The organism is Lentzea sp. NPDC005914 (assembly GCF_040629405.1).
Lineage (GTDB): Bacteria > Actinomycetota > Actinomycetes > Mycobacteriales > Pseudonocardiaceae > Lentzea.
This window is the reverse complement of the sequence record NZ_JBEXVQ010000003.1, coordinates 287,510-313,808: the sequence shown is the minus strand read 5'-3', so window position 1 is coordinate 313,808 and position 26,299 is coordinate 287,510. Positions and strand designations below refer to the sequence as shown.

At 69.9% G+C, this 26,299-nt stretch carries 22 protein-coding genes; 6 read left to right on the top strand and 16 right to left on the bottom strand.

Translation table 11 applies throughout. The features are described from left to right. Window positions 1-11: 11 nt before the first annotated feature. From ABZ345_RS06455 to ABZ345_RS06430, 6 genes are all read right to left on the bottom strand, one after another. Window positions 12-879 (bottom strand): IS5 family transposase gene (locus tag ABZ345_RS06455; RefSeq protein WP_359843608.1). Its coding sequence is split into 2 segments (ribosomal slippage): window positions 12-101 and window positions 103-879, totalling 867 coding nucleotides; the frame shifts between segments, so codons are not numbered across the junction. A gap of 45 nt (window positions 880-924) precedes the next feature. After that, window positions 925-1,551 carry a hypothetical protein gene (locus ABZ345_RS06450; protein ID WP_359843606.1) on the bottom strand — a complete coding sequence of 209 codons (627 nt, stop codon included), beginning with the start codon at window positions 1,549-1,551 and terminating at the stop codon, window positions 925-927. Continuing rightward, window positions 1,544-6,052: a DUF6531 domain-containing protein gene (locus tag ABZ345_RS06445; RefSeq protein WP_359843604.1), complete on the bottom strand. Its 4,509-nt coding sequence runs from the start codon at window positions 6,050-6,052 to the stop codon at window positions 1,544-1,546. Before ABZ345_RS06445 ends, ABZ345_RS06450 begins: the two co-directional genes overlap by 8 nt. Beyond that, the gene (locus ABZ345_RS06440; RefSeq protein ID WP_359843854.1) at window positions 6,049-6,372 is read right to left on the bottom strand and encodes a hypothetical protein; all 324 of its coding nucleotides are present in this window, start codon (window positions 6,370-6,372) and stop codon (window positions 6,049-6,051) included. Before ABZ345_RS06440 ends, ABZ345_RS06445 begins: the two co-directional genes overlap by 4 nt. A gap of 5 nt (window positions 6,373-6,377) precedes the next feature. Then, window positions 6,378-6,848, bottom strand: coding sequence for a YbaB/EbfC family nucleoid-associated protein (locus ABZ345_RS06435; RefSeq protein WP_359843602.1), 471 nt, complete (start codon window positions 6,846-6,848; stop codon window positions 6,378-6,380). Between the two features lie 210 nt (window positions 6,849-7,058). Further along, window positions 7,059-7,199, bottom strand: coding sequence for a hypothetical protein (locus ABZ345_RS06430; RefSeq protein WP_359843600.1), 141 nt, complete (start codon window positions 7,197-7,199; stop codon window positions 7,059-7,061). Between ABZ345_RS06430 and ABZ345_RS06425 the strand changes: the two genes are divergently transcribed. Continuing rightward, complete coding sequence (locus tag ABZ345_RS06425) at window positions 7,200-7,745, top strand: hypothetical protein (RefSeq protein WP_359843598.1); 546 nt, start codon at window positions 7,200-7,202, stop codon at window positions 7,743-7,745. A gap of 64 nt (window positions 7,746-7,809) precedes the next feature. Here the strand turns inward: ABZ345_RS06425 and ABZ345_RS06420 are convergent, their stop codons facing one another. The 6 genes from ABZ345_RS06420 to ABZ345_RS06395 form a co-directional block, all read right to left on the bottom strand. Next, complete coding sequence (locus ABZ345_RS06420; protein WP_359843596.1) at window positions 7,810-9,789, bottom strand: ABC transporter ATP-binding protein; 1,980 nt, start codon at window positions 9,787-9,789, stop codon at window positions 7,810-7,812. A gap of 20 nt (window positions 9,790-9,809) precedes the next feature. Continuing rightward, window positions 9,810-10,391, bottom strand: a complete 582-nt coding sequence (locus ABZ345_RS06415; RefSeq protein ID WP_359843594.1) for a helix-turn-helix domain-containing protein — start codon at window positions 10,389-10,391, stop codon at window positions 9,810-9,812. Window positions 10,392-10,474: 83 nt separating this feature from the next. Continuing rightward, window positions 10,475-11,773, bottom strand: a complete 1,299-nt coding sequence (locus tag ABZ345_RS06410; protein ID WP_359843592.1) for an alpha/beta hydrolase-fold protein — start codon at window positions 11,771-11,773, stop codon at window positions 10,475-10,477. An 11-nt stretch (window positions 11,774-11,784) separates the two neighbouring features. Next, the gene (locus ABZ345_RS06405) at window positions 11,785-12,054 is read right to left on the bottom strand and encodes a GlsB/YeaQ/YmgE family stress response membrane protein (RefSeq protein ID WP_359843590.1); all 270 of its coding nucleotides are present in this window, start codon (window positions 12,052-12,054) and stop codon (window positions 11,785-11,787) included. 34 nt (window positions 12,055-12,088) lie between these two features. Beyond that, complete coding sequence (locus ABZ345_RS06400; protein WP_359843588.1) at window positions 12,089-13,078, bottom strand: sporulation protein; 990 nt, start codon at window positions 13,076-13,078, stop codon at window positions 12,089-12,091. A gap of 34 nt (window positions 13,079-13,112) precedes the next feature. Next, a complete protein-coding gene (locus tag ABZ345_RS06395; RefSeq protein ID WP_359843586.1) occupies window positions 13,113-14,282 on the bottom strand; it encodes a DUF418 domain-containing protein in 1,170 nt (389 codons plus the stop codon). A gap of 152 nt (window positions 14,283-14,434) precedes the next feature. On the opposite strand from ABZ345_RS06395, the gene ABZ345_RS06390 reads away from it, so the two are divergent. After that, on the top strand, window positions 14,435-15,088 hold the full coding sequence (locus tag ABZ345_RS06390; RefSeq protein WP_359843584.1) for a response regulator transcription factor: 654 nt from the start codon (window positions 14,435-14,437) through the stop codon (window positions 15,086-15,088). Beyond that, window positions 15,085-16,155 (top strand): histidine kinase, encoded by a 1,071-nt coding sequence (locus tag ABZ345_RS06385; protein WP_359843582.1) that lies wholly within the window; start codon window positions 15,085-15,087, stop codon window positions 16,153-16,155. Before ABZ345_RS06390 ends, ABZ345_RS06385 begins: the two co-directional genes overlap by 4 nt. A gap of 5 nt (window positions 16,156-16,160) precedes the next feature. Here the strand turns inward: ABZ345_RS06385 and ABZ345_RS06380 are convergent, their stop codons facing one another. Continuing rightward, window positions 16,161-18,476 carry a LuxR C-terminal-related transcriptional regulator gene (locus ABZ345_RS06380; RefSeq protein ID WP_359843580.1) on the bottom strand — a complete coding sequence of 772 codons (2,316 nt, stop codon included), beginning with the start codon at window positions 18,474-18,476 and terminating at the stop codon, window positions 16,161-16,163. Between the two features lie 87 nt (window positions 18,477-18,563). On the opposite strand from ABZ345_RS06380, the gene ABZ345_RS06375 reads away from it, so the two are divergent. Then, window positions 18,564-18,818: a DUF5999 family protein gene (locus tag ABZ345_RS06375; protein WP_359843578.1), complete on the top strand. Its 255-nt coding sequence runs from the start codon at window positions 18,564-18,566 to the stop codon at window positions 18,816-18,818. A 195-nt stretch (window positions 18,819-19,013) separates the two neighbouring features. Next, window positions 19,014-19,166: a hypothetical protein gene (locus ABZ345_RS06370; protein WP_359843577.1), complete on the top strand. Its 153-nt coding sequence runs from the start codon at window positions 19,014-19,016 to the stop codon at window positions 19,164-19,166. Here the strand turns inward: ABZ345_RS06370 and ABZ345_RS06365 are convergent. From ABZ345_RS06365 to ABZ345_RS06355, 3 genes are all read right to left on the bottom strand, one after another. Continuing rightward, entirely contained in the window at window positions 19,147-23,112 is a 3,966-nt protein-coding gene (locus ABZ345_RS06365) for an amino acid adenylation domain-containing protein (RefSeq protein ID WP_359843575.1), read from the bottom strand. The two genes, ABZ345_RS06370 and ABZ345_RS06365, sit on opposite strands and share 20 nt — an antisense overlap. Next, on the bottom strand, window positions 23,109-23,600 hold the full coding sequence (locus ABZ345_RS06360; RefSeq protein WP_359843573.1) for an SET domain-containing protein-lysine N-methyltransferase: 492 nt from the start codon (window positions 23,598-23,600) through the stop codon (window positions 23,109-23,111). Before ABZ345_RS06360 ends, ABZ345_RS06365 begins: the two co-directional genes overlap by 4 nt. A 127-nt stretch (window positions 23,601-23,727) precedes the next feature. Then, the gene (locus ABZ345_RS06355; RefSeq protein WP_359843571.1) at window positions 23,728-25,239 is read right to left on the bottom strand and encodes a PucR family transcriptional regulator ligand-binding domain-containing protein; all 1,512 of its coding nucleotides are present in this window, start codon (window positions 25,237-25,239) and stop codon (window positions 23,728-23,730) included. A 193-nt stretch (window positions 25,240-25,432) separates the two neighbouring features. Between ABZ345_RS06355 and ABZ345_RS06350 the strand changes: the two genes are divergently transcribed. Beyond that, window positions 25,433-26,134, top strand: a complete 702-nt coding sequence (locus ABZ345_RS06350) for a FadR/GntR family transcriptional regulator (RefSeq protein WP_359843569.1) — start codon at window positions 25,433-25,435, stop codon at window positions 26,132-26,134. The last annotated feature ends 165 nt before the right edge of the window (window positions 26,135-26,299 follow it).

Sequence of the window (26,299 nt, the reverse complement as noted above, 5' to 3'; positions counted from 1 at the left end):
GGCTGTGCTGGTCACAGCCACTCGTTTATGGCCGCGACGAGGACGGTCGCCTCGTAGCGGACCGCGAGCTTGTCGTACCTCGTGGCCACAGCCCGGTTGCCTCTTGAGGCGGTTGATGCCGCACTCGACCGCGTGCCGAGCCTTGTAGTCCTGCGGGTCGAACTTCGGCGGCCGTCCGCCGTGGGAGCCGCGTTTCTTGCGGCTGCGGGCCTGGTCGGCCTTGTCCGGGATGGTGCAGCGGATCCCGCGCCGCCGCAGGTGAGCGCGGTTCTTCCGGGAGGCATACGCCTTGTCGGCGCGCACGCGATCCGGCCGGGTGCCCGGCCCAAGACGCGGGACACGGACCTTGTTCAGAATAGGCTCGAACTGCGGCGAATCGCCCCGCTGCCCGGCCGTGATCACGATGGACATGGGCTTCTGGCCCTGTTCGACAGCCAGGTGCAGCTTGGTAGTCAGGCCGCCGCGCGAGCGCCCGAGCCCGTGGTCGTCCGGCTCGACGGTGACGCCGCCGGGCGGCTCCTTCTGCAGCTCCCCTTTTTTCCTCGCCCCGGCGGCGTGCTGGTAGGCCCGGCACACCGTGGAGTCGACGTTGATGTCCCAGGTGATCAGATCCTTCGCGTCAGCCCGGGTCTGGAGCGCGGTGAAGATCTGATGCCAGGTGCCGTTGCGCTGCCACCGGCGGAACAGGTCGTACACCCGGCCCCACGGCCCGTACTCGGCGGGGATGTCCCGCCACGGGATGCCGGTGCGGACCCGGAACCGTATGCCGTCGATCAGCTGCCGCCGGGTCCACGTCGACGGCCGGCCGGGCTTCTTGCCCTTCGGCAACAACGGCTCCAACACTGCCCATTGCGCGTCCGTCAGATCTCCACGTGCCACGAATCAAGATCATCTCAGGTCCAAGATCCACTTTCGACACACGCCCTAGTCGTCGTCGCTCAGCATGAGCTCCATCTGGTCCCGCAGCGCAGTGCCGTCGAGCGCGGCCAGAATGGCGGGACGCCCGGCGGCCCAGTGCTCCGGCGGCAGCGCGTGGGCGAGCAGGTAGGCGCCTGCCCTGCTCGGGTGCGCGGCGAACTGGTCGAGGAGCTCGGTGAAATCGCAGGTCTGGTAGGACCGGCGGAACTGGGTGAAGCACAGCAGCGCCAGCGCCCTGGCGAAGTTCAGAACGGCAGGGCTGAGCTCCGGATCGTGGTGTGACCACAGGTCGAGCGCGGCGGCGAAGACGTCGCACACGCCGCCGCCAGGCAGGGAGAGCTGTGCTGAGACCAGGTCCTCCAGCGCTTTGCTCGACCAGACCGGCTCGTCGGTGTCGATGGCGAACCGCAGGAGCATGAGGGCGGCGATGCGGCGCCGGGTCGCGGGATCCACCGGCGCGGGGGAGCCGTCGGGGGTCGCGTCCTGGTGGCCCAGGAAAGCGGCCACCGGGCGCAGCGCCTGCCGCGTACCGGGATCCAGCTCCTCGTAGGCCGCCCAGCTCTCGGCGCCGACCTTCCTGGTCGCCGCCACGTCGCCGGTGGCGTGGTCGAGGAAGGCCGAGAGGTCAGTCATGGACGAGGATCCTCACAATCGTGTTGGGATCGAGGGTTCCGGAGGTGACGCGCTGGATGATATCGGCGGTGCGGTGATGGCCGCCGGTGAGCGCGAGACCGTCCGCGCCCCGCGTGGCGCTGATCGGGTCCTCCGGCCGCCACCTGACCAGATCGTCGCTGTGCAGCTGGGAGACCGAGGAGACCTGCTCGTCGTAGAGGCCGTGCATGCGCGAGTTGATGTGGGACTCGAGGTCGCCTGCCCGGATGTCCTCGAACCTCGGGTTGAAGGTCTCGATCGACGGCGGGTTGGGATTTCCTGGGCTGCCGAACGGTCTGCCCTTCTTGTCGACGGCGTTGGTGCGGTAGAGGATTTTCTCGCGGGCCTCGTCGTCGAGCTTCTTCAACGCCCCGGTCGCGCAGTCCTCGCTGCCGGCCAGGCCGAGCACGTCGACCCGGTGCAGCGGGTTGAACACGTACGCGAGGTTGTCCGGACCGCCGCCCAGGCCCAGCGGGTCGCTGCTGGCGAACCTGCCGGTGGTCGGGTCGTAGTAGCGGAAGACGCTGTAGTTCAACCCGCTCTCGGGGTCGTGGTACTGCCCGGGGAAGCGCAACGGGGTGTGCGCCGGGCCGGACATCGCCATGCCCCACAACGTGGTGCGGGCGTGCCACACGACGTCGCCCCTGGTGTCGACCAGTTCCGTCGGGGTGCCGGCGAGGTCCGTGACGATCGCGTAGAACCGCCGGTCGAACCACTCCTGCCTGCCGTCGCGCGCGGGTTCGCGTTCGACCTGGCTGATCGGCCGGACGTGGCCCGGTTCCCACTCCCAGGTGGTGCCGTGCGTGCCGCTCGCGTCGGTGACGACCTGCTCGGCGAGGACCACACCGTCCCAGACGAACCGCACCCGCTGGACGACCGTGTGCCCGTCGGCCGCGAGCTGCTCCTTCGCAACGCGCCGGCCGAGCGGGTCGTAGCGGTACCGCCAGCGCACGCCGTCCGGGGTCACCACGGCGGCGAGCCGGTCGGCGCCGTCCCACAGATAACGCCACGTGTCCGGCTTGGCGGACGGCCGCTTCCGTTGGCGCAGAACGAGACGGCCGCGCGCGTCGTGTTCGAAGCGGACGTTGCCCGCGCGTCGCAGCAGAGTGCCGGTGAACTCGCGGGCGCCCGCCGTGTCGGGCTCGTCGTGGGCGGGCCACCCGGCCGCAGCGAGGTTGCCTGCCGCGTCGTAGGCGTACCGCTCGGTCCACCCGGACGCGTGCACCGCGGTGACCCTGCCGACCGGATCGAGCTCGTACCGCCGCGCTCCGGAGATGCGGTCGGTGATCGCGTCCACGATGCCGTCTGGCCGATAGCCGTAGTCGCGGCGTTGTGCGAGCGAACCGCCGCCGGACGTCAGCGTCTGCGACCGGAGTCGTTCGTTGTCGTCCCACTCGTGCGTCAGCCGCACACCGGAGCCGAACCGCCGTTCGACCTCCCGGCCCGCGAGGTCGTGGTCGAACCGCACGGTCTGTCCCGCCGTGCGCATGGCCGCGAGACGATGACCGGCGAACTCCCAGGTGCTGATCGACCCTGACGGCGTGCGCCTCTGCGTGCGCCGGCCCAGCACGTCGTACTCCGACGACACCGTTGCGCCGTCACAGGTTTCCGCGACCACGCGGCCGAGCGGGTCGAGCTCGATGCGCAGTTCGGAGTCACCGTTGTCCGCGGCGACGAGCCGTCCGTTCGCGTCGCGCACGAACCGCGTGACGACATCGTTCGTGCGCTGCGTGACGACGTTGCCGAGCGCGTCCCGTTCGAACCGGGTGCCCGCGCCGTCGCCCTCCAGCCGTGCGACGAGCCGGCCCGCGGCGTCGTGCTCGTAGGTGAGAACGCGGCCGTTGAAGTCGGTCTCGCGGACCAGGCGTCCTGCGGCGTCGTATTCGTAGGTCCACGCCGCCCCGAGCGGGTTGGTCACCGCGACCAGCCGCAGTTCGGTGTCGTAGCGGAACGTCGTGCGGGCGCCGTCCTGCCCGGTCCGGCTCACCGGCCGGGAGAACGCGCCGACCTCGGTGCGCACCGCCAGCCCCGCGGCGTCGACCCGTTCGACGAGGTTGCCCATCGCGTCGTAGGACCACCGCTCGACCGTGCCGTCGGGCAGGGTTCTGGTCAGCGGCTTGCCTTCGACGGTCCAGGTGAAGGAGGTGACCGCGCCGGTGGGGCCGGTGACGGTGGTGAGCCTGCCGAACAGGTCGCGGGCGTACCGGGTCACCGCTCCGGACGGATCGGTCATGGCGACGGGCAGTCCGGCCGCGTTGTAGTCGACCCTGGTGACGTTGCCGAGCGCGTCGGTCGTGGCGATCCGGTTGCCGCGCGCGTCGTACTCGTAGCTGGTGCGCCCGCCCATCGGATCGGTGGTGGCGGCGAGGTGGCCGGCCGCGTCGTACTCGTGGCGCCACACCGCACCCGTCGGCTCGACCACGACGAGCGGGCGGCCGCGGTCGTCGTACTCGCTGCGCGCGACCGTCCCGTCCGGACGGACGAGCTCGACGAGGTTGCCCGCCCGGTCGTGGACGTACCGGGTGGTGCGGCCGAGCGCGTCGGTCCTGGCCAGCAGCCGGTGGTGCAGGTCCCATTCGAACGTGACCGCCTGGCCGAGTGGATTGGTCTCGCTGATGACCTGGAAACGCTCGTTGAGGTGGAAGACGGTGGTGTTGCCGAGTGAGTCGGTCGCGCGCGTGAGACGGTTCACCGAGTCGTAGTCGAAGGTGTAGTTCAGCATGCCGTCGCGGCCCTCGCCGCGCACGCAACGTCCGTCCGCGTCGTAGACATAGCGGTACCACATGCCGTTGCGGTCCTGTTTGCGCGTGATGCGGCCGTCGTCGTCGTACTCGAACAACATCGGCAGGTGCGAGGAGTTGACCACCTCCACCAGACGGCGCCGATCGTCGTAGCGGTAGCGCATCAGCGGAACGGCGTTCGCGCTCGCCGGGTCGCGCAGGGTCAGCGCGGTCACGAGACCGTCGCTGGTTACCACGTCGACGTGGTAACCGCCGGAGTGGCGGATCGCGACCAGCACGCCGGAGTCGTGGTCGAAGTCGATGCGGTTGCCGTGGCGGTCGGTGATCGCGCTGAGCGGACGGCGATCACCTGCGACCGCAGCGAAGTGCAGGGTCCGCTCGCCCTGTTGATCGGTGATCCGGTAGCAGCCGTCCTCGTCGACGGCGAGTGGCCACGGGGCGCCTTCCACCGGCAGGACGGGTGCGCCCGGCGCGGGGTGCGGGTACCGCAGCAGCATGCCGTCCGCGGCGGCGAAGTGCACCGCGTGGTCGTCGACCTCAATGCGCTGGTCCACAGTGGACGCCCAGGTCGGCCCGAACCAGCGGCCGGAACGGTAGGACGACTTGTGGGTTCGGGTGATCACGAGCGCGAGCGCCGCCGCCAGTTCGACGTCGGTCTCCGTCTGGATCATCACGCCGGTCGACACGTCGATCGGGTCGCCGCACTTCGGCGTGCCTTCCTCCGGCTTGGAGTTCGCGCCGGGTTCCTTGTTGTTGCCGCTGATGCTGTCGTCGGCGCCGGATGTCCTGGTGTCGCCGCCGTGCTCGGAGCCGGACGGTTCGGTGTGAGATCCCCCTGCGACGTCGTCCGCTTGGGAGACATGGGTTTCGCCGCCGGTGGTCTCTTTCGGTGGCGGGGCGTGCTCACCGGCCGAGGTGTGCGGTTCGGCGGAGGAGACGTGCGTGCCGCCGCCCTCGCCGTGCGGGACGTGCGGCTCGCCGCCACCGTGCCCGTGCAGCTCGGACATGATCTTCTGAACGCCGCGCCAGATCTCCTCGAGCTTGCTCATGAGCGGCCGCAGCTTCTCGACCGAGTTGATCAGCTTCTTGATCGTGGCGCCGATCTTCTCCGTCCACGCCGCGACCTGCTCCACGACCTGGGCGACCACGACCGGCGTGCCGAGACCGAGGGTGAACACCTCCTCCAGCGCGTCCTGGATGAAGTCGCCGACGGCCTGGGTGACCATGTCGCGGACCAGGCCGCGCACCACGCCGGTGATCACGCCGACCACCTTGACCACGGTGCTGATCGCGTTCGCGCACGTCACCGCGGTGGACAGACCGTTGATCTTGCCGCCGACGTGCTGCCGGTACGCATCCGCGGCCGGACCGGTCCAGTTCGCGGTGTCGCGGGTGGACGCGTCGGTCAGGTTCTTCGCGGCTTCGGCCACCGCTTTGCCGATGTTGGCCCACGTCTGCGAGTAGGCGGCGATCTGGTCGGCGTCGCCGGCGAGCTGGTCGAGCGCGTCCTTGAGCGGCTTGACGTGCTCGATCAACCAGTTGAGGCCGTAGGAGATCAGCGTGCCGACCGGGTTCATCGCCACGGTCAGCAGGTCCATGCCCGCGCCGAGTGCGGAGATGCCGCCCTCGATCCAGCTGCCCGACTCGACGGCGTCGTACACGCCCGCCGCGTCGTCGATCAGGTTGATGCCGGTGTGCCAGGTGGTGGAGTCCTGCTTCTGCGCCAGCAGGGGATTGGTCATGACAATCTCCCGTGGATCTCGGTGAAGCTGCGCGCGGTGGCCTGCTCGACGGACGCGTAGTGCTCCGCGGTGGCCTTCACCTCGTCGGCGATCTTGCCCACGGCCTCCTGCGCGAGCTTCAACGTGATCAGCCCAGGAACGCTGACGGCCATGACGATCGGCACGAACAGCGGGCCGCAGATCATTCCGTAGGCCTGCACGCCCATCGTCACGGACTGGGCGGCGTCGAGCGCCTGGCCCAGCGTCTCGCCCACCCGCTGCACCGAGGCGACGTGGTCGTGCAGTTCGGTGGTCACCACCTCGTACCCGCCGCCGGCCATCGCGGTCACGACTCGCTCAGGACGGACTCGCCGCCGAAGTCGTCGTCATCGCGCGGAGGCGACGGCGGCCTGGCGGGCGGGGCGGGCTCGTCGGACGGCGGTTCGGGGAACTTCGCGCGGTAGTTGCCGACGATCGTCTCGGCGGTGCCGGGGTCGTCGCCGATGGTCGCGGCCATCACCTCGGCGAGCTTCTCCGGCAGCTTCGCCTGGGCGCGGCGCATGGTCAGCAGGACCTCCGCCGCCACCTCGGCGCCGGACAGCTCGCGCACCCGGTCGGTGATCCGCAGGTCGGTCACGTTGCCGCTGGAGTCGATCGACACGGTGACCATGCCGTCCTTCGAGGCCTCGGTCACCGACACGTGACCGGCCTGCGCGCGCATCTCCTGGTACCGCTCGGCTTTCGCCCTCGCCTGGGCGACCCACCGGTCGATCCCCGCGCTCGAGCTGAGGCTCCCGTTCGGTGTCGGACTGCTCAAGGCGAGCCTCCAATGTCGCGCTGCACGTGACAGATGCGACGAAGGCTCTCAGGCGCCAGTTCCCGTTCCGGAGGAAATAGCTTCGGAACATCCGAATGGCCGATTGTCAGACCGCGATAATTCTTCCAAAAACGGCATTTCGCGGCGCCGGCGTCAACGGTCGTGGAGCGGGCTTTTCCGATTGTGCTGGGAAAGCCCGAATTCGGCGGTTCATCCCGGTGACGTCGAGGTGGCCGGCTGCGCGCCGGCGTAGTGCACCAGAATGTGTTCCAACGCCCTCAGCTCGTACCTGCTGGAGGCGCACACCACTGAGGGGCGACGTTGAGCGGCGAGCAGTTCACCAGAAGTCACGTGATCACCCTGATGATCACCTCGTTGATCGGTACCGGGTTCGGCGCCGGGTGGTGGTTCTCCGGCGCCACCGCGGTGTCCGGTGGCACGGCGCTCGTGGTGCTGGGTGCGGTGATCACCGTGTTCCTGTCGGGCTGGGCGCTCCGCTTCGGACGGTCCGGCGGGCAGCTGCCCGCCGGCGGTGGGCGGGAGAGCAGTCCGTTCGGGAAGAATTACGGCATCGCGGTGTTGTTGATGGTCGTCGGGATCTTCGCGGGATCACGCCTGCTGACCGTGCTCGAACTCCCGCAGGCGATTCCGGCCTGGGTGCTGTTCATGGTCGGCTTGCACTTCGTCCCGTTCGTGAAGATCTTCGGCTCGGTCAGATATCTGTCTCTCGCCGCGTTGCTGTGCGGTGCCGGCGTGCTCGCGGTCGTGCTGGGTGCGGCCGGTCTTGAATGGGCGTGGCGGCTGGTGCCCGGATTCGGTGGCGCGGCGGTGTTGTGGGGAACGGTCGTGGCAGGGCTGCTCGACGGGCAGAAGCTCGTCGAACGGCAGTCCGCCTAGGTTTTGTGCGGGAAAAAGGCACGGGCATTGATCGGTTTCCTGCGGTTGATCAATGCCCGTGCGTTCACCGTGAAATGTCAGCACCGACGTCGTGAGCAACGCCGGGCACTTCGTCCAGGTATGCCTGCGCCTGCAGCGTGAACAGCTCGGCGTAGCCGGCCTTGGCCCTCATCAGCTCCTCGTGCGTCCCGTATTCGGCGACCTTCCCGTGCTCCAGCAACAGGATCCGCTCCGCCTGCCGGACGGTGGAGAACCGGTGCGAGATGTACAGCGTCGTCCGGCCCTCCGACAGCTCCCGCAGTCGCGAGAACAGGTCGTGCTCGGCCCGTGCGTCCAGCGCCGACGTCGGCTCGTCGAGCACCAGGATCGGCGCCTCCCGCTGGAACGCCCTGGCCAGCGCGATCTTCTGCCACTCGCCGCCGGACAGGCTGACACCCTGGTCGAACCAGCGGCCGAGCGGGCTGTCGTAACCCTGGGGCAGCCGTTCGATCCGCTCGTCCGCGCCGGCGCGGCGTGCCGAGTCCTCGATGTGCGGCCGGTCCTCGAGCCGCGTCAGGTCGCCGAGGCCGATGTTCTCCGCGGCCGTGCCCTGGTACGTCACGTAGTCCTGGAACATCGCGCTGATCCGCGTGCGCAGCTCGACGGGGTCGTACTCGCGGATGTCGACGCCGTCGAGCAGGATGCGGCCGCCGGTCGGGTCGTAGAGCCGGCAGAGCAGCTTGAACAACGTCGACTTGCCCGCGCCGTTGCGGCCCACCACCGCCACCGTCTGGCCGGGCTGGATCTCGAAGCTGACGTCGTCCAGCGCGGGCTCCTCGGCACCGGGGTAGCTGAAGGTCACCGAGTCGAACTCGATGTGACCCTCCACTGTGGACGGCATCGGGCGCGGTGACGCCGGTGCCGTGATCTCCGGCCTCGTGTCCAGGAACTTGTACAGCGTGTCGAGGTAGAGGTTGTTCTCGTACATCCCCGAAAACGCCGTGAACAGCCCGGACACCGACGTCTGCACGGACGCCGCCGCGGCCGTGTACAGCGCCAGGTCTCCCAGCGTGAGCCGCCCGCCGACGGCTTCGATCGCGATGTACAGCGTGATCGCCGAGCCCGCGAACGTGCTCAGCAGCCCCCAGGACGTCGAGCTGATGTTGCGGTTGACCGTCAGCTTCCGCTGCCGCTCGTAGGAGACGGTGCCGAGCCGGCGGAACCGGTCGACGAAGTACGGGCCGAGCCCGAAGAGCTTCGTCTCCTTGGCGTAGGTGTCCGTCGTGACCAAAGAGGACAGGTAGTCCATCCGGCGCTTGATCGGCGACATCATGAAGGTCAGCCAGAACGCGCGTGAGCCGTACTTCGACTGCGAGATGAACGCCGGGATGGGCGCCACCAGCGCGACCAGTGCCAGCAGCGGGTTGATCGAGACGAGCAGCGCGACCATGCTGCCGAACGTGATCAGCGTCCGCAGCAGCCCCAGCGCGGAGTTCATCATCGACAGCGGTCGCGTCGGCGCTTCCTGCGCGGCCTGGCGCAGCATGTCGTAGGACGTCGAGCCCTCGAAGTACGCGAGGTGCAGATCGCTCGCGTGCCCCATCACCTGGTGGCGGATGGTCAGCGTCATGCGTTCCTGCAGCAGCGACTGCGCGATCGACGTCAGCGCGCTGCTGACCGCGGTCGCGGCGAGCACGCCGAACTGGAGCAACGCGACGTTGACGATGTCACCCGTGGTGCCGGTGTGCTGGATCGCCGCGACGACCGAGTCCAGCAGCAGCTTCGCGATGTACGCGGTCACGGTCGGCAGGAGCCCCGACAGGAGCGTGATCAGCGCCAGGACGATGGTCAGGATCGGGCTGGCCTGCCACGTCAGCTTCGCGACCTTCGGCAGACCGCGGACGGTGCCCGCCACGGACGTCTTCGCGCGCTTGAGCCGGGAGCGCAGATCCTTCGGTTCGTCGTCCGGCTTCGGTTCGGGAATGTCGACCGGTCCGGTGAGCCCGCTCTCCGGCACCGTCGTGGCGCGCCGCCGGCGCCCGCGCCTGCTCAGCATGAACTCCATGCCGCCCCCACCGCCCGGCATCATTCAGCCTCCACGGCGCCGTGGAGGAAGAAGTCGACCACCTGGCGCGTGGTGGGCGCGTCGTCCTGCGCCATCCGGCGGCCGCCGAACAACAAGGTCAGGAACAGGGCGGCGAGCTGCTCGGGCGGCAGCCGGAGCCGGTCCTTCTCCGGTGTGAACAGCTCGACCATCGCCCCTCGGATGGCGGCCATCGACTCGCGGCGCCCGCCCCTGCCGGAGCCGCCCTTGTGGCGCTGTTCGGGATCGCGGTGCTTGACCCGGCCGGACGCGTGCAGCGCGCCCATCAGCGCGCCCATCCGCTCGAGGTGCGCGCCGAGTGCTTCGGCGGCTTCGACGAGCCGGTCTTCCAGGGGCTGGTCAACAGGGATCTCGGCGATCGCGTCCAGCACGTGGTCGGGCCTGAGCGCCTCGGCCGTGCAGGCGTCGAACAGCTCGTCCTTGTCCTTGAACGCGCGGAAGATGGTGCCCTCGCCGATGCCGGCGGCGCGGGCGATCTGGCTGCTGGTGACGTTGGCGCCGTGCTCGATGAGGAGCGGCAGCACGGCGTGCACGATCATCGCCCGCCGGTCTTCCGCGCTCATGCTCGGCGCTCTTCGCCGTATTTCAGATGCTGGTGTCATGCACCCATAGTGCGGAGTGAGTGCTCACTCCGTCAAGTGAGTTCTCATCTGCTCAGGCCCGTCCTCGCGGCGAGCCACGGCAAGGAGTCGTAGAGGCCTGGTCGCCACACGTTCCAGTCGTGCCCTCCCGGCAGGTCCTTCAGCACGACGTCCATGCCGGCGTTGCGGCTGGCTTCGAACACCTCGGTGCCGGCCCGGCGGTAGAGCGCGTCGCCCTGGGCGGTGACGATCACGCCGGCGGTCTGCGGGAACCGCTGGCGGGCGAGGATGTCCATCGGGTTGACCCGCGTGAACGCCGCTTCGTCGCCGCCGAACGCGGCCTTGACCGTGTCGGCGCGAGTTCCCAGCGTGGGCTCGCGCTGCCCGGTCAGGTCGATGAAGTTCCCGAACACGTCCGGTGCGCGCACGGCGAGTTGGATCGCACACGTTCCACCCTGGGAGAAGCCCGCGATCGTCCATGCTTCGCGGCGTTCGTCGACGGTCAGCCGTTGTTTGATCCACGCGGGCACGTCACGGGCCAGATAGGTCTCCGACTGACCCAGGTTCGAGTCGAGGCACAGCGGGTTCGCCATCCGGGCGCCGAGCTGGTCCGCCACCACCACGATCGGCGCGAGTCCGTCGTGCTCCCGTGCGAACGCGTCCAGGCGCTCGGTGAGCCGGCCCGCGTCGAACCAGTCCCGCGGCGAACCCGGCTGTCCCGGGAGCAGCACCACGACCGGCAGCCGCGGGCGAGGCGTCGCCGCGTACGCGGGTGGCAGGTAGATCCAGGCCGGACGTGCTTTGAACGCACCGGGGATGGGCGCCTCCGACACGGTGCCGGTGTCCGGAAGATCCGCGGGCCTCTGCCACACGTCGGCGAGCCTGCCGCCCGCGGGCACCTCGACCAGGCGCGTCGCCGGTTTCGCGGCCTCGTCGAGGTCAACCCTGTTGTTGGTGAACAACTCGAGCACCGCGCGTGAGGTGGGGTAGAAGCCGAAGTACGCGTTCGCCGTCACGAGCGCGCTCGTGGTCACGACCAGCACCAGCACCACGCTCGCGATCCGCCAGTACCACCGTCCGGCACGAAACCGCGCGATAGCCAGGCATACCGCGAGCAGCGCCGCGCCCGCCCAGATCACCAGGATCACGGGAAGCGGCTCCGGGAACGGCTTCCACACGTGTTCGACCAGGAAGTTCAACCCGGCGACGACCGCCGCACACGCCAGCACGACGGCCGGCAGGACTCGGGTCCACCACGTCCGGGTCCGCCGGATCGCCAGCGCGACCAGCGCGACCACACCGCTGACGGTGGCGGCGGCGGGAATGGGCCCGTTGATCAGCGACAGGTCCAGTGGGCTGAGCATGTGTGGTCCGCCTAGTGCTCCTTGCGGCCGTGGATTCCGGCCACCAGGCTCACGCCACCGGCGGCGAGGGCGATCTGGAGGAGCAGTTCGACCCAGTCGACGCCGCGGGTGTCGGCGACACCGAGCTTGGTGGCCACGAATGTACCGGCCAGCGCGGCGACGACGCCGATGAGGATGGTCAGCCAGATCGGGATGCGTTGCCTGCCAGGCACGACCAGCCTGCCCAGTGCGCCGATGACCAGGCCGATGACGAGAGCGCTGACGATTCCGGAGACGGCCACGGCAGATCCTTTGTGCTCGGTGGGGAGGGGGAGGTCATTCGTCGTCGCCGAAGAACTCGTCAGCGACCTCGCCGAGGACCATGCCGCCGACTGCTCCGGCCGCTCCGGCGGCGAGCACGCCGCCCATGCCCGGCCCGCCCATGCCCGGCCCGCCCATGCCCGCCCCGCCCGTGCCCATCCCGCCCATACCTGAACCGCCCATGCCCATTCCGCTCATGCCCAGCCCGCGCTGCTGTTCGTGGTGGCCTTGGAGTTGACCGGGTTGCGCTGCGAAGGCCAGGTTCGCGGAGCCCTGCCCGGCCACCTGCGTGAGCCAGCCGCTGATCGCCGCGGCCCAGTCGGTGCCCTGTGCCTCCTCGTGCGACAGCTGGAGGTGACCGGACGTGCCAGGAGCCGCGTGGGCGCCGGGCCTGAGCACCACGTGGAGCCGGTCGGGCTTGGCCACGAAGGTCAGCCGGACCCGGTGGACCCTGCTCGCGTACTGGGCGGGCGGGAAGAACTCGAGCTCCTGGTGGAAGCCGAGCTCGTGCGGCACCCCTGGCAGACGCCCGGCCTCGATCTCCGTGCCGCAGAACGAGAACCCGAGCTGACCGAACGCGTCCAGCACCCCGTCCTGCGACGGCAGCGGGCCGACCAGCACGGTGTCGAGGTCGCCCTTGTCCGGCGCGCCCGAGATCACCAGCTCGGTCCGCACACCCACGCCGATTCCGGGCAGTGCCGTCCCGCCGACCGCGGTGATCGGTGTCTCGTGCGGCAGGGTCAGCTGGAACGGGATCGAGACCAGCCGGCCCGCGGACACCCGCACGCCCTGCTGCACGACCAGCCGCAAGAGGTCCTGGTCGTTTTCGTCCTCGGCGCGGACGACGAGGGACAGCACGACCTGGCCGACCTCGGTGTCCGAGCTGCCGCCCTGGACGCGCACCTGGCCGGTGATCGCCTGGCCGGGCACGGCGTGCGGTGAGTCCAGCACGGTGTCGACGGACGGGCCGCCGATTCCGAACGCGCTCAGCATCCGCTTGAACATGAAGAGTCTCCTTCTACAAAGGACAGAGGTGGAATCAGTTCTGGCGCAACAGCCGCTGAGCGGGCGCCGTGGCCCGGTGCAGCAGGAACTCGAGCGGGCCGCGCCGGAAGAACCGCGACCACACCAGGGCGAACACGACCACCCCGGCGATGAACCCGAGCAGCACGCCCACCGGTTCTGACTGCTGTGCGCCGAGGCCCATGACCCCGATGGCGATCACGTGCAGCACGTAGGAGGTCAGCGACATCGACCCGACCGCGGTCACCGGACGCCAGAGCCACGGCCGCGCCACCTCGTCGGTGAGAGCGAGCGCGGCGACGAGGATCGTGATGGCCACGCCGATGTTGCCGGCGATCTCGAACGGGGTGCCGCTGTGCGGTGTGGCCGCCAGCAGCGACGAAGGTGAGCCGGTGCTCACCGCGCCCGAGACGAGGTCCTCGGGCCCGACGTCGAGGGTTTTGTACGAGAACCCGTCCTCGATGCCGAACAGGCTCATCGCGAACGCCGATCCGCCGTAGCCGACGACGGTCAGCACCGGTCCGGTGATCGCCAACCGGATCCTGGTCGTGGTGCTCGCGAGGTCCATCCGCCCGAGCGCCATGCCCGCGAACACGAACGGCATCCAGGTGGCGACGGGGTAGCTGCCGGTGAACAGCAGCCGCAGGAAGCCTTCGCCGCCGATCGCCTGGATCGGGTCGTTCGCGGTGATCAGCTGGTCCCAGCCGCTCTCGCCGAGCGCCCAGCGCACGCCGAACGACAGCAACGGCCCGACGACCGCCGTGACGGCGGCGATCGCGATGAGCACCGGTGCCCGCAGTCGGGTGAAGGGCAGCGCCAGCAGGAAGTACACGCCGTAGTAGGCGAGGATCACCTGGACCGAGGTGCCGGTCATGGTCAACGCGGTGCCGAACAGCAGGAGCATCACGCCGCGGATCGCGATCCGGCCCGCCGCCACCCGCCACGCCGAGCCGCTCAGGGGTTCCCGCCGGCCGGACATGATCGCGAGCGACAGGCCCGCCAGGAGCGCGAACAACGCGGACGAACGGCCTTGCACGAACTCCATCAGCACGCCGGTGACGCCGCCGACCGACGGTTCCGGGCCGACGTGCGCGGCGAACATGCCGAAGACGGCGAGCCCGCGCGCCAGGTCGATGCCGGCCAGCCGGGCGGTGCCCAGCGTCGTTGAGCGTTCAAGAACCGTCATGCGATCAGCGTCGCCGAGCGTCCTCGCCGCCGGCATCGGTCGGCGAGCGGTGCGCACCCCGCCATCCGGCTGGTGGTCTCCAGCCGGGTGGGGGCCGAGTAGTCGCCGCATCCCGGATGGAGGTCCCCGGTGGTTGCGCTGAGACTGGGCGCATGGTGCGCGTAGTCGTCGTCGACGACGAGGAGCTGGTGCGTTCGGGCTTGAGTCTGATCCTGGAGGCGTCGGGCGACATCGAGGTGGTGGCGGCGGTGTCCGGCGCGCAGGCGGTGAAGGAGGTCGGTCTGCACCGGCCCGACCTGGTGCTGCTGGACATCCGGATGCCCGACGTCGACGGCTTGACGGTGCTGCGGCAACTGCGCGGCTTCCAGCATCCGCCGGTGGTGGCGATGCTGACGACGTTCGACTCGGACGAGTACATCGCGACGGCACTGCGTTCGGGCGCGGCCGGGTTCATCCTGAAGGACACGGCACCCGATCAGCTCGCCCAGCTCGTCCGGACCCTCGCCGCGGGAGGCGTGGTGCTCTCGCCGAAGGTCATCCGCACGGTGGTGGACGGGTATCTGGGCGCGGGTGCGGGTTCCCCCGCAGCGGCTCAGGTCGACCAGTTGACGGAGCGGGAACGCACGGTGCTCGTGCTCATCGCGCACGGTCTGTCCAACACGGACATCGCGGCACGGGTGCACCTCAGCGTCGGGACGGTGAAGGACCACGTGTCGGCGATCCTGACCAAGCTCCGGGTGGGCAGCCGGGTGCAGGCGGCGCTGGTGGCCCAGCGCGCGGGGCTGCTCGGGGACGGACGAGCGTGACCACGGCGCGAAGGCGTCTTCTGGCCGACCTCGGGTTGGTCGCGGTCGCCGCCGTCGAGCTGGCCTCCAACGAACCCCGGCATCCGCTGCCCATCGCCGTCGCGGTGCTGGCGGTGGCCGCGCTGACCGTGCGGCGCCGCTGGCCCGTGGCCGTCTTCCTGGTCACGTTGCCCGCGCTGGCGTTGGTGGGCGGGGTGCTGCCGACGGTGATCGCGCTCTACGCCGTCGCGCTGGTGAACTCCAACCGGCACCTGCTCATCGGGTGCGGGGTGCTCGCGACCGCCGGGTACCTCGTCGCCGGAGGGGAGGCCGAGCTCACGCGCGTCGACGCCGTGCTGGTCCTCATCTACGCCGTGATGGCCGCGGCCGCGCCGATCTTCCTGGGCTGGTTGATGCGCGCGCTGGCGGATGTCCGGCAGGCGCGGGAGCACGAGCGGGAGCTGGACGCGCGGGCCGTGCTGGCCAAGGAACGCAACCAGCTGGCGCGGGAGATGCACGACGTGGTGTCGCACCAGGTGAGCCTGATCGCCGTGCAGGCGGGCGCGCTCAGCGTCTCGGCGCCCGATCCGGGCGTCAAGGCGGTGGCGGAGAACGTCCGCAAGCTGTCCGTGGACACGCTCGACGAGCTGCGGCACATGGTGAACCTGCTTCGTGCGTCGGGAAGTTCCGCCACCGAGCTGACACCGCAGCCCACACTGTCCGATCTGGACAGACTGGTCGCCGGCAGCGGGATCGAGACGACGCTCGTCGGTACCGCGCCCGAGGGCGTCGACGCCGCGTTCCAGCGCACGGTCTACCGCACCATCCAGGAAGCTCTCACCAACGTCCGCAAACACGCGCCCGGCAGCACGGCCCGGGTCGAGATCGCCCACGAGGACACGGATCTCACGGTGACGGTGACCAACACCGCGCCGACCCGTCCCACGCTGGCCTTGCCGAGCGCGCGGCACGGACTCGTCGGTCTGCACGAGCGAGCCGCACTGCTGGGAGGCACCATCACGACCGCCCCGACGTTCGAGGGCGGGTTCCGGCTCCAGCTCCAGCTGCCTCTCTCGCGCACCAGCTGAGGCGGTCAGTCAGTGGTTCGCTGCTGCGACACCCACGTCGCGACCTGAACTCTGGACCTGAACCCGAGTTTGGTCAGGATGTGCTCGGTGTGGGTCTCCGCGGTGCGCACCGAGATCACCAGCCGGTCCGCGATCTCCTTGCTGGTCAGGCCCTCGGCGATCAGGCCGGCGATCTCCCGTTCACGCCGGGTCAGCACGCTCGGCGACTCGGCCGGCGCCGCGGCCGGCGGTTTCTCGTCCAGGGCGAACGCGATGGCCTCGTCGACGTTCATCGCCTGGCCACGCGCGAACGCCGCCTCGAACCCCTTGGCGCCCAGTCGTTCCCGGCCGGCCCGCTCGGTCTCCTCGTGGTACGGGTACAGGTGCTGGTAGGTGCGCAGTGGGCGGCCCATGATCTCCCAAATCCGGTCCGCCACGCCGAGCAGCGTCGCCGCGAGCGTCACGTGCCCCAGCGCGGACTCGACCCACGACAGGGACTCCACCGACCAGCCGATCCCGGTGAGGTCGCGGATGTCGCGGCGCAGCCGGATGCTCTCGCGGTACAGCTGCGCGGCCCGGTCGTTCTCGGCCTGGGCCATCGCGAACAGACCTATGCTCCAGAGCGCGTACGACCGGTGGAAGCACTCGCCCGCGGGCTCCGTGATCCGCAGCCACTCCTCGTGGCAGGCGGTCGCGCGGGCCACGTCACCGGCGAGTCCCACCGCGCTCGAGTAGCTCAGCATGAGGTCGAGGCGTCGCGGCACGTCGACCTCCGGCGGCAGCAGCGCGATGCCCCGCTCGAAGACCTCGATCGCGGCCGGCAGGTCACCGCTGTACAGGTCGACGCTGCCCTCCACCCAGCAGGCGAAGGCCGCGATGGCGGGGTCGGCCAGGATCTCGTCGTCGGCCCTGGCGTCGGCCAGGCGCCGCAGGCTGACGTCGAACTGCCCGTCCGCGGACGCCAGGCTGCCGTCGGTGAGCAGCGCCTGGGCACGCACGGCGGACGGCGGGCTCGGCCGGTCGAGCGCCCGCGCGAGCCACAGGCGCCCCTCCCTGGCCCACCCGCGGCCCCACCAGTAGAAGTGGAACAGCCCCGCCAGCATCCGGAACGCGGCGTCCAGGCCGCCCGGTTCCCTGATGGAGTGGTCCACGGCCGCCTGGACGTTCGCGTGCTCGCGGTCCAGCCGTGAGAACCAGAACACCTGCCGTGCGCTCACCCAGTCGTCGTTGGCCCGCTCGATCAGATCGACGTAGAAGTCGCGGTGCGCGTGGAGGAGCTCGGCGTGCTCACCGGTGCGCTCGAGCTGTTCCACGCCGAACTCGCGGATGGTCTCGAGCATCCGGTAGCGCATCACGTCGCCGTGCTGGTCCGCGACCAGGATCGACTTGTCCAGCAACGACGTCACGGTGTTCAGCACGTCCTCGGCGGCGCAGTCCGCAGCGGAGCACACCGCCTCCGCGGCGTCGAGCTCGAACCCGCCCGCGAACACCGACAGCCGCGCCCACAGCAGCTTCTCCTGCTCCGAGCACAGGCCGTGGCTCCACTCGATGCACGACCGCAGCGTCTGCTGCCGGGCGGGGAGGTGGCGCAGCCGTGTGGTGAGCAGCCGGGGCTGGTCGGGCAGCCTCGCGAGGATGTCCTTCTCCGACAGCGCTCGCACCCGTGCCGCGGCCAGCTCGATCGCCAGTGGCAGGCCGTCCAGGCGTTGGCAGATCTCGGCGACCGTGTCCCCGTTGGCGGCGTTGACGGTGAAACCGAGCCGCACGGTCGCCGCCCGTTCCGCGAACAGCGCCACCGCCTCGGACCGGCTCAGGTCCTGCTCGGTGACCGGCCGCCCCGGAGCCGGGAGGGTGAGCGGTGGCACGGGCATGACGACCTCGCCGGCGACGCCCAGCGACTCCCTGCTCGTGGCCAGGATCCGCAGCTCCTGACAGTGCCGCAGCAAGGCGCGCGACAGCTCGGCGACCGCGTCGACCAGATGCTCGGAGTTGTCCAGCACGAGGAGCAGCCGCCGCGTCGCCAGGTAGGCGGTCAGCATCTCCAGTGACGTGCCGCCCGTCTCGCGCATGCCGACCGCGAGCGCCACGGCGTTCGCCACGAGTTCCGCGTCGCGCAGCTCGTCCAGCTCGACCAGCACCACCCCGTCCGGGAAGGCCCGGTGCACGGCGCCGCCCACCTCCAGGGCGAGACGTGTCTTGCCGACTCCGCCCGGTCCGGTGAGGGTCACGATGCGTGACGCCGAGAGCAGGCGCCTGGCCTCGTCGACCTCGTGCCGGCGGCCGACGAAACTGCTCAGCTCCAGGGGGAGTCCTGACGACCCCCTCCGGACGACCGTGCTCATACACGCACCGTAGTGCTGTGCAACCCGGCGCGCCAAAGCCGGAAGTCCGCATCAATCTACGTAGTTCTCCCGACGCGTGCGTGCCGTGTGCCCAGCAGACTTTCTCCCACGTGGCCCGGAACACGCAGACCGGTCAGACACCGGTCGCCGGACCACCAGGAGCGCCAGCCATGTGCCAGCACGAGCCACAGTGCCCCGTCGCGGCGGACCCGCGGGCCGTGGGCCGAGATCGCCGTCTCCCACCCCGAGCAGGGCTGGTACCTGCTGTGCAACGGGATCGTGCTGTTCGACGACGGCGGGCTGATGCTGCCCGGCCACAGGGTCGTCGCTCCCGCCGCCTGATCTCGCTCGGGGCAGCCTGTCGACCCGGCTGCCTTCAGCGTGCCCGGTGGTCCCCGATGACGGTGTCACCTCCCCCCTCTGACACCGACGCGCACCGGGCGGGCGGGGTGGACGGTCTGCTCGCCGCAGCGCGCCTCTGCGGTCGGACCGTCCGCCCCGCAGTCCACCCTCACGAGACTCCGGAGAAACACGCCGATGACCATCGACTCGCCACCGCAGCCGTGCCCGCGCTGCCTGCGGCCGACGGTGCTGGTGACCCACCGCCGCGGCCGCGAGTGGCTGCACGTCGGCACCTGGCTCGCCAGGTGCGGCCGTGTCGTGGGGCCGGTCAGTTCTGGGCTCGGGTAGGAGCACCTTCGTAGCGAGTGTGCGGTAGCAGGTGTTCGTGTTTCATCACCACGCTGTGGGCCGCGGCGTACGTTCCCTCACCGATCTGCGCGCCGTACAGCGGAACCGTGCCGTGCGCCAAGGTCGAGTTCGGGCCCACCACGACCTGGCCGATCTTCAGGACGCGGTCTTCGAAGGTGTGCGCCTGGAACATCGCGTTCACGCACGCGCCGTCCTCGAACCGAAGCATGTCCGGGTCGACGACCTGCGCGAAACCGTCGCCGAGCACGACGCGCTTGCCGATCTCCATCCCCATCCGGCGCAGGTAGACCGCCAGCAGCAGGGTGCCCTCGAGGGTGGCGAGCGTGCCACTGGCGATGACGCCCCAGGCGACGTACAGGAAGTCCCACCGGCTGCACCAGCACGACCACAGCGGATGGATGCCGGGCCGGACCTTGCCCAGCAGCAGCCACTTCATCGCCAGCACGATCAGACCGGGCAGCACCGCGACGCCCAGCGTCACCGCGGCGATGCCGACGGTCAGGAACACCGTCGACGGCAGGGTTCGAGCGGCGAGTCCGATGCCCCAGAACCAGGCGGTCGCGACGGCCAGCGGGGCGACGGGCAGGGTGAACCGCAGCCATTCCCAGAACAGCCGGTTGATCCGCCGGATCAGCGAAGGTTCGTGGGTCAGCGCGCGGTCCACCTCCACGACTTCCCGTTGCGGCAGCTCGAACGCCGGGTGCCCGAACCACGAGCTGCCCGGCCGCACGACGCGGTCGTCGGCCACGGTGCTGATGCCGATCAGGATGTCGGCGGGCAGCCGTTGCCCGCCCGCGATGACCGCGTGGTTGCCCAGGAAGGTCCGCTCGCTGATCCGGACCGCTGCAGGCGTGACCGTGTTCTGGTGGATTCTGGGGCCGCCCAGGTAGATGCCGTCGGCGAAGAAAGTGTCGGGTCCGATGTGGACGAGTTCGGGGACGACATCGATGATCGTGCTGATCTCGCAGCCGCGGCCGACGTCCATCCCGGCCCAGCGCAGCCAGGTCGGCCAGTAGAGGCCTCCGGACAGCCACCTGTTGGCGGAGTCGACCAGCCCGGTCTTCAGCCAGATCCGGATGTACGCGGGACTCCAGCGGCTGATGACCTTCTCCGTCACCCGGCCCAGCGCCCGCGCGACGAAAGCCTCCAGGGCGACCGTGAGCATCAGGGTCAGACAGGTCAGTGCCGCGACCACACCGAGGAAAGACAGGTACGACAACGGGTTCGTGAGCACGACGAGCAGCGAGTCGAACGTGAGCCGGTAGTAGAGGACGACGCCGGCCGCCAGTGCGGTGGCGGGCAGGGCCAGCACCCAGGCGAGCAGCGTCCTGGACACCATCATGGCGAGGCCGTGCAGGGTGGGGGAGAACAGGCTTCCCTCCTGCACGGGTACCGGCGGCCGCGGTGCCGGGCCCACGAGCCGGGCAGGCACGCCGTCCCACATCTCACTGTCCGGAATGGACTTTCCGGCCGGCAGTGACGACAGCGCGGCGAGCCACGAGTCACGTCCCATCCGGGAGCCGGGGCCGACGCTCGCTCGGGTGTCGAGGGTGGCGCCGTCACCGATCCTGACCGGTCCGACGATGAGCTGTCCGTGCTCGAACTGGACGAGCCCGACGTGCGCGTCCTGGCCAAGCGTGACGTCGTCGCCGATGTCCAGCAGGTCCCAGCCGCCCTGGGTGAGGTTCACGCCGCGGTGGATGTGCACGCGCTGGCCGATCCTGGCACCGAGCGCGCGCAAAGCCATGCACTGGAACTCCGTCCCGGCGATGCTGCGCCACGGGATGATGCGCACGACGTGCTGCACGATCCACATGCGCACGCGGAGGTCTCCCCACGCCGGAGCGCGCACGGGCTGATAACGGCCGATCAGCATGCGTTTCATCCGCACGGCGATGAAGATGGCGATCGGTGTCCAGGCCAGGCGCAGCGGGGCGAGCACGAACGGCACGATCACCACGAGCGACAACAACCCGATCAGGCCCGCCAGCCACGGCAGGAGCTCGAAGGTCACCAGGTAGGCCACGGGCGCGAGGACGAGCAGCTCCAGCACCAGCCACCACGACTGCTCGGCGGTCACCGAGGCCGCGTCACGCGCGGAGGCCACGGTGGGCTCCGGTGCCGGCTCCTGCTGCGACTTGGTCCCAGGGCTGACCCGCTGCGCCAGCCCGATGACCGTGCGCGCCTCGTAGACGTCCCGGACCGTCACGGCCTCGGTGATCGGGTTGGCCCGCAGCTTCGAGATGAGGATCGCGGCCTGCAGCGAGGTGCCGCCGAGGTCTTCGAAGAAGTCGTCCTGCGTTGACACGCCACCGGTGGCCAGACCGAACACCTCGCAGATCGCGATGGCGATCACCATCTCGACCGGGTTCATGCTGCCGGTGTCACCGCGGGAATGGCGGCGGCGTTCGGGCAGGGTGAGCGACGGCAGGTCCGCGCGCTTCAGCTTGCCGCCCGCGCTGCGGGGCAGGACGTCGATCAGGCCGAACAGCGCGGGCACCATGTAGGACGGGAGCTCCGCCCGCAGCCTGCTCTTGAGCCGTTCCACGTGAGGCGGACGCATCCGGTCCGCCACGACGAGATGGGCGGCGATCGCCTGCGTCGCGCCTTCGCCCTGCACCCGGCACGCCGCCTCCAGCACGCCGTCGCAGCGGGCCAGAACGGTCTCGATCGCCTCCAGCTCGATCCGGTACCCGCGGACCTTGACCTGGGAGTCGATGCGGCCGTGGTAGTACAGCGTCCCGTCGGGCTCGGCGTGCACGAGGTCGCCGGTCCGGTAGATCCGGCCGGCCACCGGGTGCTCGGGGAACTTCTCGGCGGTCAGCTCCGGCAGGTTGAGGTAGCCGAACGCCAGCCCGGGGCCGGACATGCACAGCTCGCCCTGCTGCCCCTGGGCGACGGGCCTGAGCTGGTCGTCGAGCACCCACGCGCGCGCTCCGGGCACCGGACGGCCGATGGCGACCGGTTGTCCCGCAACGATGTCCGCGCGCAGACAGGTGACCGTGCACTCGGTCGGGCCGTAGCCGTTGACCATCCGCCGGCCGCACGACCACAGTTCGGCGACGTCGTCGGGCAACGCCTCACCGCCGACGTACAGCAGCCGCAGATCGGGCAGCGCCGTCTGCGGATCGGAGCAGGCGGCGGCCCGCAACAGGGTCGGCGGCGGGCAGAACACCGTGACCCGCTCGTTCTGCAGCCACGGCACCAGGTCCGGGCCGAGCCGGGCCGTCTCGTCGTCCATCACGACCACGGTCGCGCCGGACGCCAGGGCCATCCACGTCTCCTCGACCGACGAGTCGTAGGCGGCCGACGAGCCCTGGACCACGCGGTCACCGGGACCGAGGCCGAACTCCATGACGTCGGAGCTGATCAGGCTGGCGATGCCGGCGTGCCCGACCATCACGCCCTTGGGCCGGCCCGTGGTGCCGGAGGTGTAGATCAGGTACGCCAGCCCCTCCGGTGCCGCAGGGGGGTCGACGACAGCGACCTTCGCGTGCGGGTCGTCGAGCCTGACCACAGCCCCCTGGAAGTCGGCGCGCGCCGCCCGTTCGGCCCCCTGCGCGTCGGTGACCAGCACCTGGGCACCGGAGTCGGTCAGGATGTGGCGCACCTGGTCGTCGGGGAACGCGGGATCGAGGCACACGTGCGCGGACCCGGACTTCAGCACCGCGAGCTGGGCCGTGTAGAGCAGAACGGACGTGCGGGGCAGCATGATCGAGATGACGCGCCCGCGACCGGCCAGGTGCTCGAAGAACTGCGCCAGGCCGGTGGACATGCGCAGCAGGTCCGCGTACGTGACCCGGCTGCGGTTCGGGCGCCCGGTCGCGGGAGGGATGTCCACGGCGATCGCGTCCGGCCACTGGCGGGCCGCCTGGTCGAAGAAGTCGACGACCGTGACCCCCGGGGACCGGACGGTCGAGGTCATCGCGCACCCGTGGGCGACAGGTGGGCCGCCAGCCACGGCCGCAGCCGCTGACGTTCCTCATCGGACAGGTGCAGGAACCCCTGGACCATGCCCGTGCACCGGACGCTGCCGCATCGGCAGCCGAACGGCTCCGCCATGTCGAATTCGGTGGTGTTGTAGTTGAACGTGATGTCCTGTCCGAATTTGACCGGTTTCAGGCTGATCACCGAACGACCGCGAATGAACACCGTCGGGTCGCAGCTGTGGTTCATGAAGCGCCAGTAGAACCGATCGAGGATCGCTTCGAAGTCGTATTCTCCGGGGACGTCGACGTGCGTGCCGTGGCCGATCTGCACCGTGTACCGCGTCGGGGTGGCTGTCAGCTCGCCGTCGATCGTGAACAGCAGCTCTCCCTTCGCCACCGGGCGATTCGCCACCAGGCGGTACTCGCCGTCGGCGCGGACGACGGCTACTGCGCTCATGACACCGACGTGCTCTTCTACAATCACGTGAACTCCCCGGTTCGCCTATTTCCGACTGCGCTCTGCCGGGGAGTACGAGTCGGAGTGCGAAATGGTTCACCGTCGTTGAAACATTGACAATCCGGTGAGAGATCATCGTCGAATGGACACTTTGTCAGGGTGGTGCGATTGCGTCGTGGGCGGAGAGGGCGGCGTGCAATGACGCCCGGACTCGGGGCGAGTCCAGGTCCGCGTCCAGGAGCTGACCGACTCGCTTGAGCCGGTCGTACAGCGCCTGTCTGGACAGGTTCGTGGCCGCGGCGGCGTCGGTCTTGTTGCCGCCACTGTCCACATAGGCCCGCAAGGTGGCCACGAGGTCGGCGTGGCCGGGGGAGAGCAGCGGGCCCAGCTCCCGTTCGACGTGAGCCTGCACGCGCGGGTCGTCGCGCAGGAGGTACATCAACCCGTGCAGTCCGAGATCGCACAGTTTCACGTACGGCACGCCCCAGCGACCGCGACCTGCGGCCTCCGCCACCTGGTGTGCCTCCGCGAGGGCCTTGCGCACCTCCTGCGCCGACGTCACCGGCTCGCTCGCCGCGATGATCACCGGTGCCCGTTGCCGCACTGCCGTGGCCAGCCGGGCCAGGCAGGAGTGCACGTCGTCGTCCGGCCGGAGAGCCAGCAGGATGCCGAGCGAGACGTCGTCGAGGGCTGCCTGCAGGCCGGTCAGCTCCCGCAGGATGTCGCTGATCCTGCCCGCCAGGTCACGAGGAGACCGGCCGCGGAGGACCACGGCGACCATGACCGACCGATCCAGCGGAACCCCCAGTGCCCGCGCGCGAGAGGCGAACTCCGCGGCGAGAAGGTCACCGGTCAGCAACGACGTCAACAGCGTGTGCTGGGCCCGCAGCCGGACGTCCTCGTCCTTGTGCGCCAGCAGATCCAGAGCGATCACGCCGGCTGCCCGTTCGGCGAGAACCACGAGCGTCGTGGCCGGTTCGGAGCATTTGACGAGCAGCCGCCCCCACTGCACCGTGCCGGTGCCGACACTGGTGACGAGCCATCCCGTCCTGGTGTCGTAGCCGGTCTGTCCACTTGCGACGATCTGCCTGGACAGCGACTCCCAGCCGTTGACGACTTCCGGATCCGCGTCCGCCGGTTCGAACGCGATGACCTGGCGCGCGGTGTTCTCCAGCACCACCGGGCACCGGGCCAGGGCCGCCGCCTGGGACACCACGGCCGCGGCGCCGGCATCTGCCCGCGCGAGCTCGGTGAAACGCTGGTGGATCTCCTCGAGCAGGCGCGACTCGGCGAGCTGCCCGGCGGCCACGAGTGCGAGGGCCGCCTCGGTCACCTCAGCCACCTGAACGTAATGCAACTGCACCAGCGGTAGCCCCAGCCGTTGTGCCGCGTGCACCATCGCGTCCGGAAGCGCGTCGGTGCACTGGTCGAGCTGGACCACGACGCCCGCAACGCCACGCGCGGCCATGCTTTCGAGCCATCGCGCACTGTCCTGCGGCACAGCGGAGTTCAGGACGAGAAGGAGCTCCCCGGACCGCGGTTCGCCCGCCACGTGCACCCACCGCACGGTCCGGCCGAGGTTCTCCACGCCGGCGAGAACTGCGGGCTTGCCCCGGCGCACGCCGTCCAGGTCGAGGATCTGCTGGACGGTGGGTAGCGAGATCAAGCCGGATCTCCCGTGCTGGCCGGGGCAAGAATGATCACCCTGGCCGGTGCGCGCCCCCGCGCGCCATCCGTCGACCGGCTGGGTCGTCCCCGCCACCTGACGGCCGGGTTGAGCCGATGTGCTCGACCGTCGCCTCGATCGGCTCGATTCGGCGGCTCGTTGTTTCTCGAAGATAAGGTGTCCGCCTGGCGAGGTGCAGCGAAAGGCCGGCATGGCACTGACCGACGAGGCGATCACGAAGATCCGGGCGATGATCCGGTCCGGCGAGCTGCCGCCCGGTGCGCGCCTGCCACCCGAACCCCAGCTGGCCGCTCAGATCGGGCTGTCCCGCAGCGGCGTTCGCGAAGCGGTCAAGGTGCTGGAGGCGGCACGCGTGCTCGACGTGCGCCGGGGTGACGGCACGTACGTCACGAGTCTCGGACCACGCCTGCTGCTCGAAGGGCTCGGCCTCGCGGTGGAACTGCTGCGCGACGACACGCTGCTGGAGGTCATGGAGATCCGCCGCCTGCTGGAACCGATGGCCACCGGTCTGGCGGCGGTCCGCATGTCCTCGGACGACCTCGACGCCCTTGCCAAGATCCTCGACGACATGCGGGAAGCCCAGGACGACGCCGAACTGCTGATCCAGTACGACACGGCCTTCCACCGGACCGTCGTCGCCGCGACCGGCAACGAGACGCTCGCCTCCGTACTGGAAGGGTTGTCCACCCGGACCGTCCGGGCACGGGTGTGGCGCGGCCTCATCGAGGGCAACGCCTCGCACATCACGCTCGCCGAGCACGAGGCGATCTACCGCGCACTGCTCGCGCGCGACCAGCTGCTCGCGCAGTCCACCGCCATGGTCCACGTCAACACCTCGGAAGCATGGCTGCGCGCGATTCTCTCGAGCACCTGAGCCTCGATACATCAGATGAATCCTGGTCGATGTCAGTCGATCGGCTCAAAGATCCAGTCGTCGAACGGTGAAGGTCAGCCCGTCGATGCGTGATCACTAACGGCGATAAATCTTGTGGCTGAACGAGATCTGCGCGCAGATTTCGGCTCACGTCCCTGGGCGTCG

Coding starts and splice junctions, on each gene's coding strand:
- ABZ345_RS06420 (WP_359843596.1), bottom strand. CDS start 9,789: ATGGAGTTCATGCTGAGCAGGCGCGGGCGCCGGCGGCGCGCCACGACG.
- ABZ345_RS06450 (WP_359843606.1), bottom strand. CDS start 1,551: ATGACTGACCTCTCGGCCTTCCTCGACCACGCCACCGGCGACGTGGCG.
- ABZ345_RS06440 (WP_359843854.1), bottom strand. CDS start 6,372: ATGGCCGGCGGCGGGTACGAGGTGGTGACCACCGAACTGCACGACCAC.
- ABZ345_RS06390 (WP_359843584.1), top strand. CDS start 14,435: ATGGTGCGCGTAGTCGTCGTCGACGACGAGGAGCTGGTGCGTTCGGGC.
- ABZ345_RS06410 (WP_359843592.1), bottom strand. CDS start 11,773: ATGCTCAGCCCACTGGACCTGTCGCTGATCAACGGGCCCATTCCCGCC.
- ABZ345_RS06445 (WP_359843604.1), bottom strand. CDS start 6,052: ATGACCAATCCCCTGCTGGCGCAGAAGCAGGACTCCACCACCTGGCAC.
- ABZ345_RS06370 (WP_359843577.1), top strand. CDS start 19,014: ATGACCATCGACTCGCCACCGCAGCCGTGCCCGCGCTGCCTGCGGCCG.
- ABZ345_RS06365 (WP_359843575.1), bottom strand. CDS start 23,112: ATGACCTCGACCGTCCGGTCCCCGGGGGTCACGGTCGTCGACTTCTTC.
- ABZ345_RS06395 (WP_359843586.1), bottom strand. CDS start 14,282: ATGACGGTTCTTGAACGCTCAACGACGCTGGGCACCGCCCGGCTGGCC.
- ABZ345_RS06380 (WP_359843580.1), bottom strand. CDS start 18,476: ATGAGCACGGTCGTCCGGAGGGGGTCGTCAGGACTCCCCCTGGAGCTG.
- ABZ345_RS06415 (WP_359843594.1), bottom strand. CDS start 10,391: ATGAGCGCGGAAGACCGGCGGGCGATGATCGTGCACGCCGTGCTGCCG.
- ABZ345_RS06400 (WP_359843588.1), bottom strand. CDS start 13,078: ATGTTCAAGCGGATGCTGAGCGCGTTCGGAATCGGCGGCCCGTCCGTC.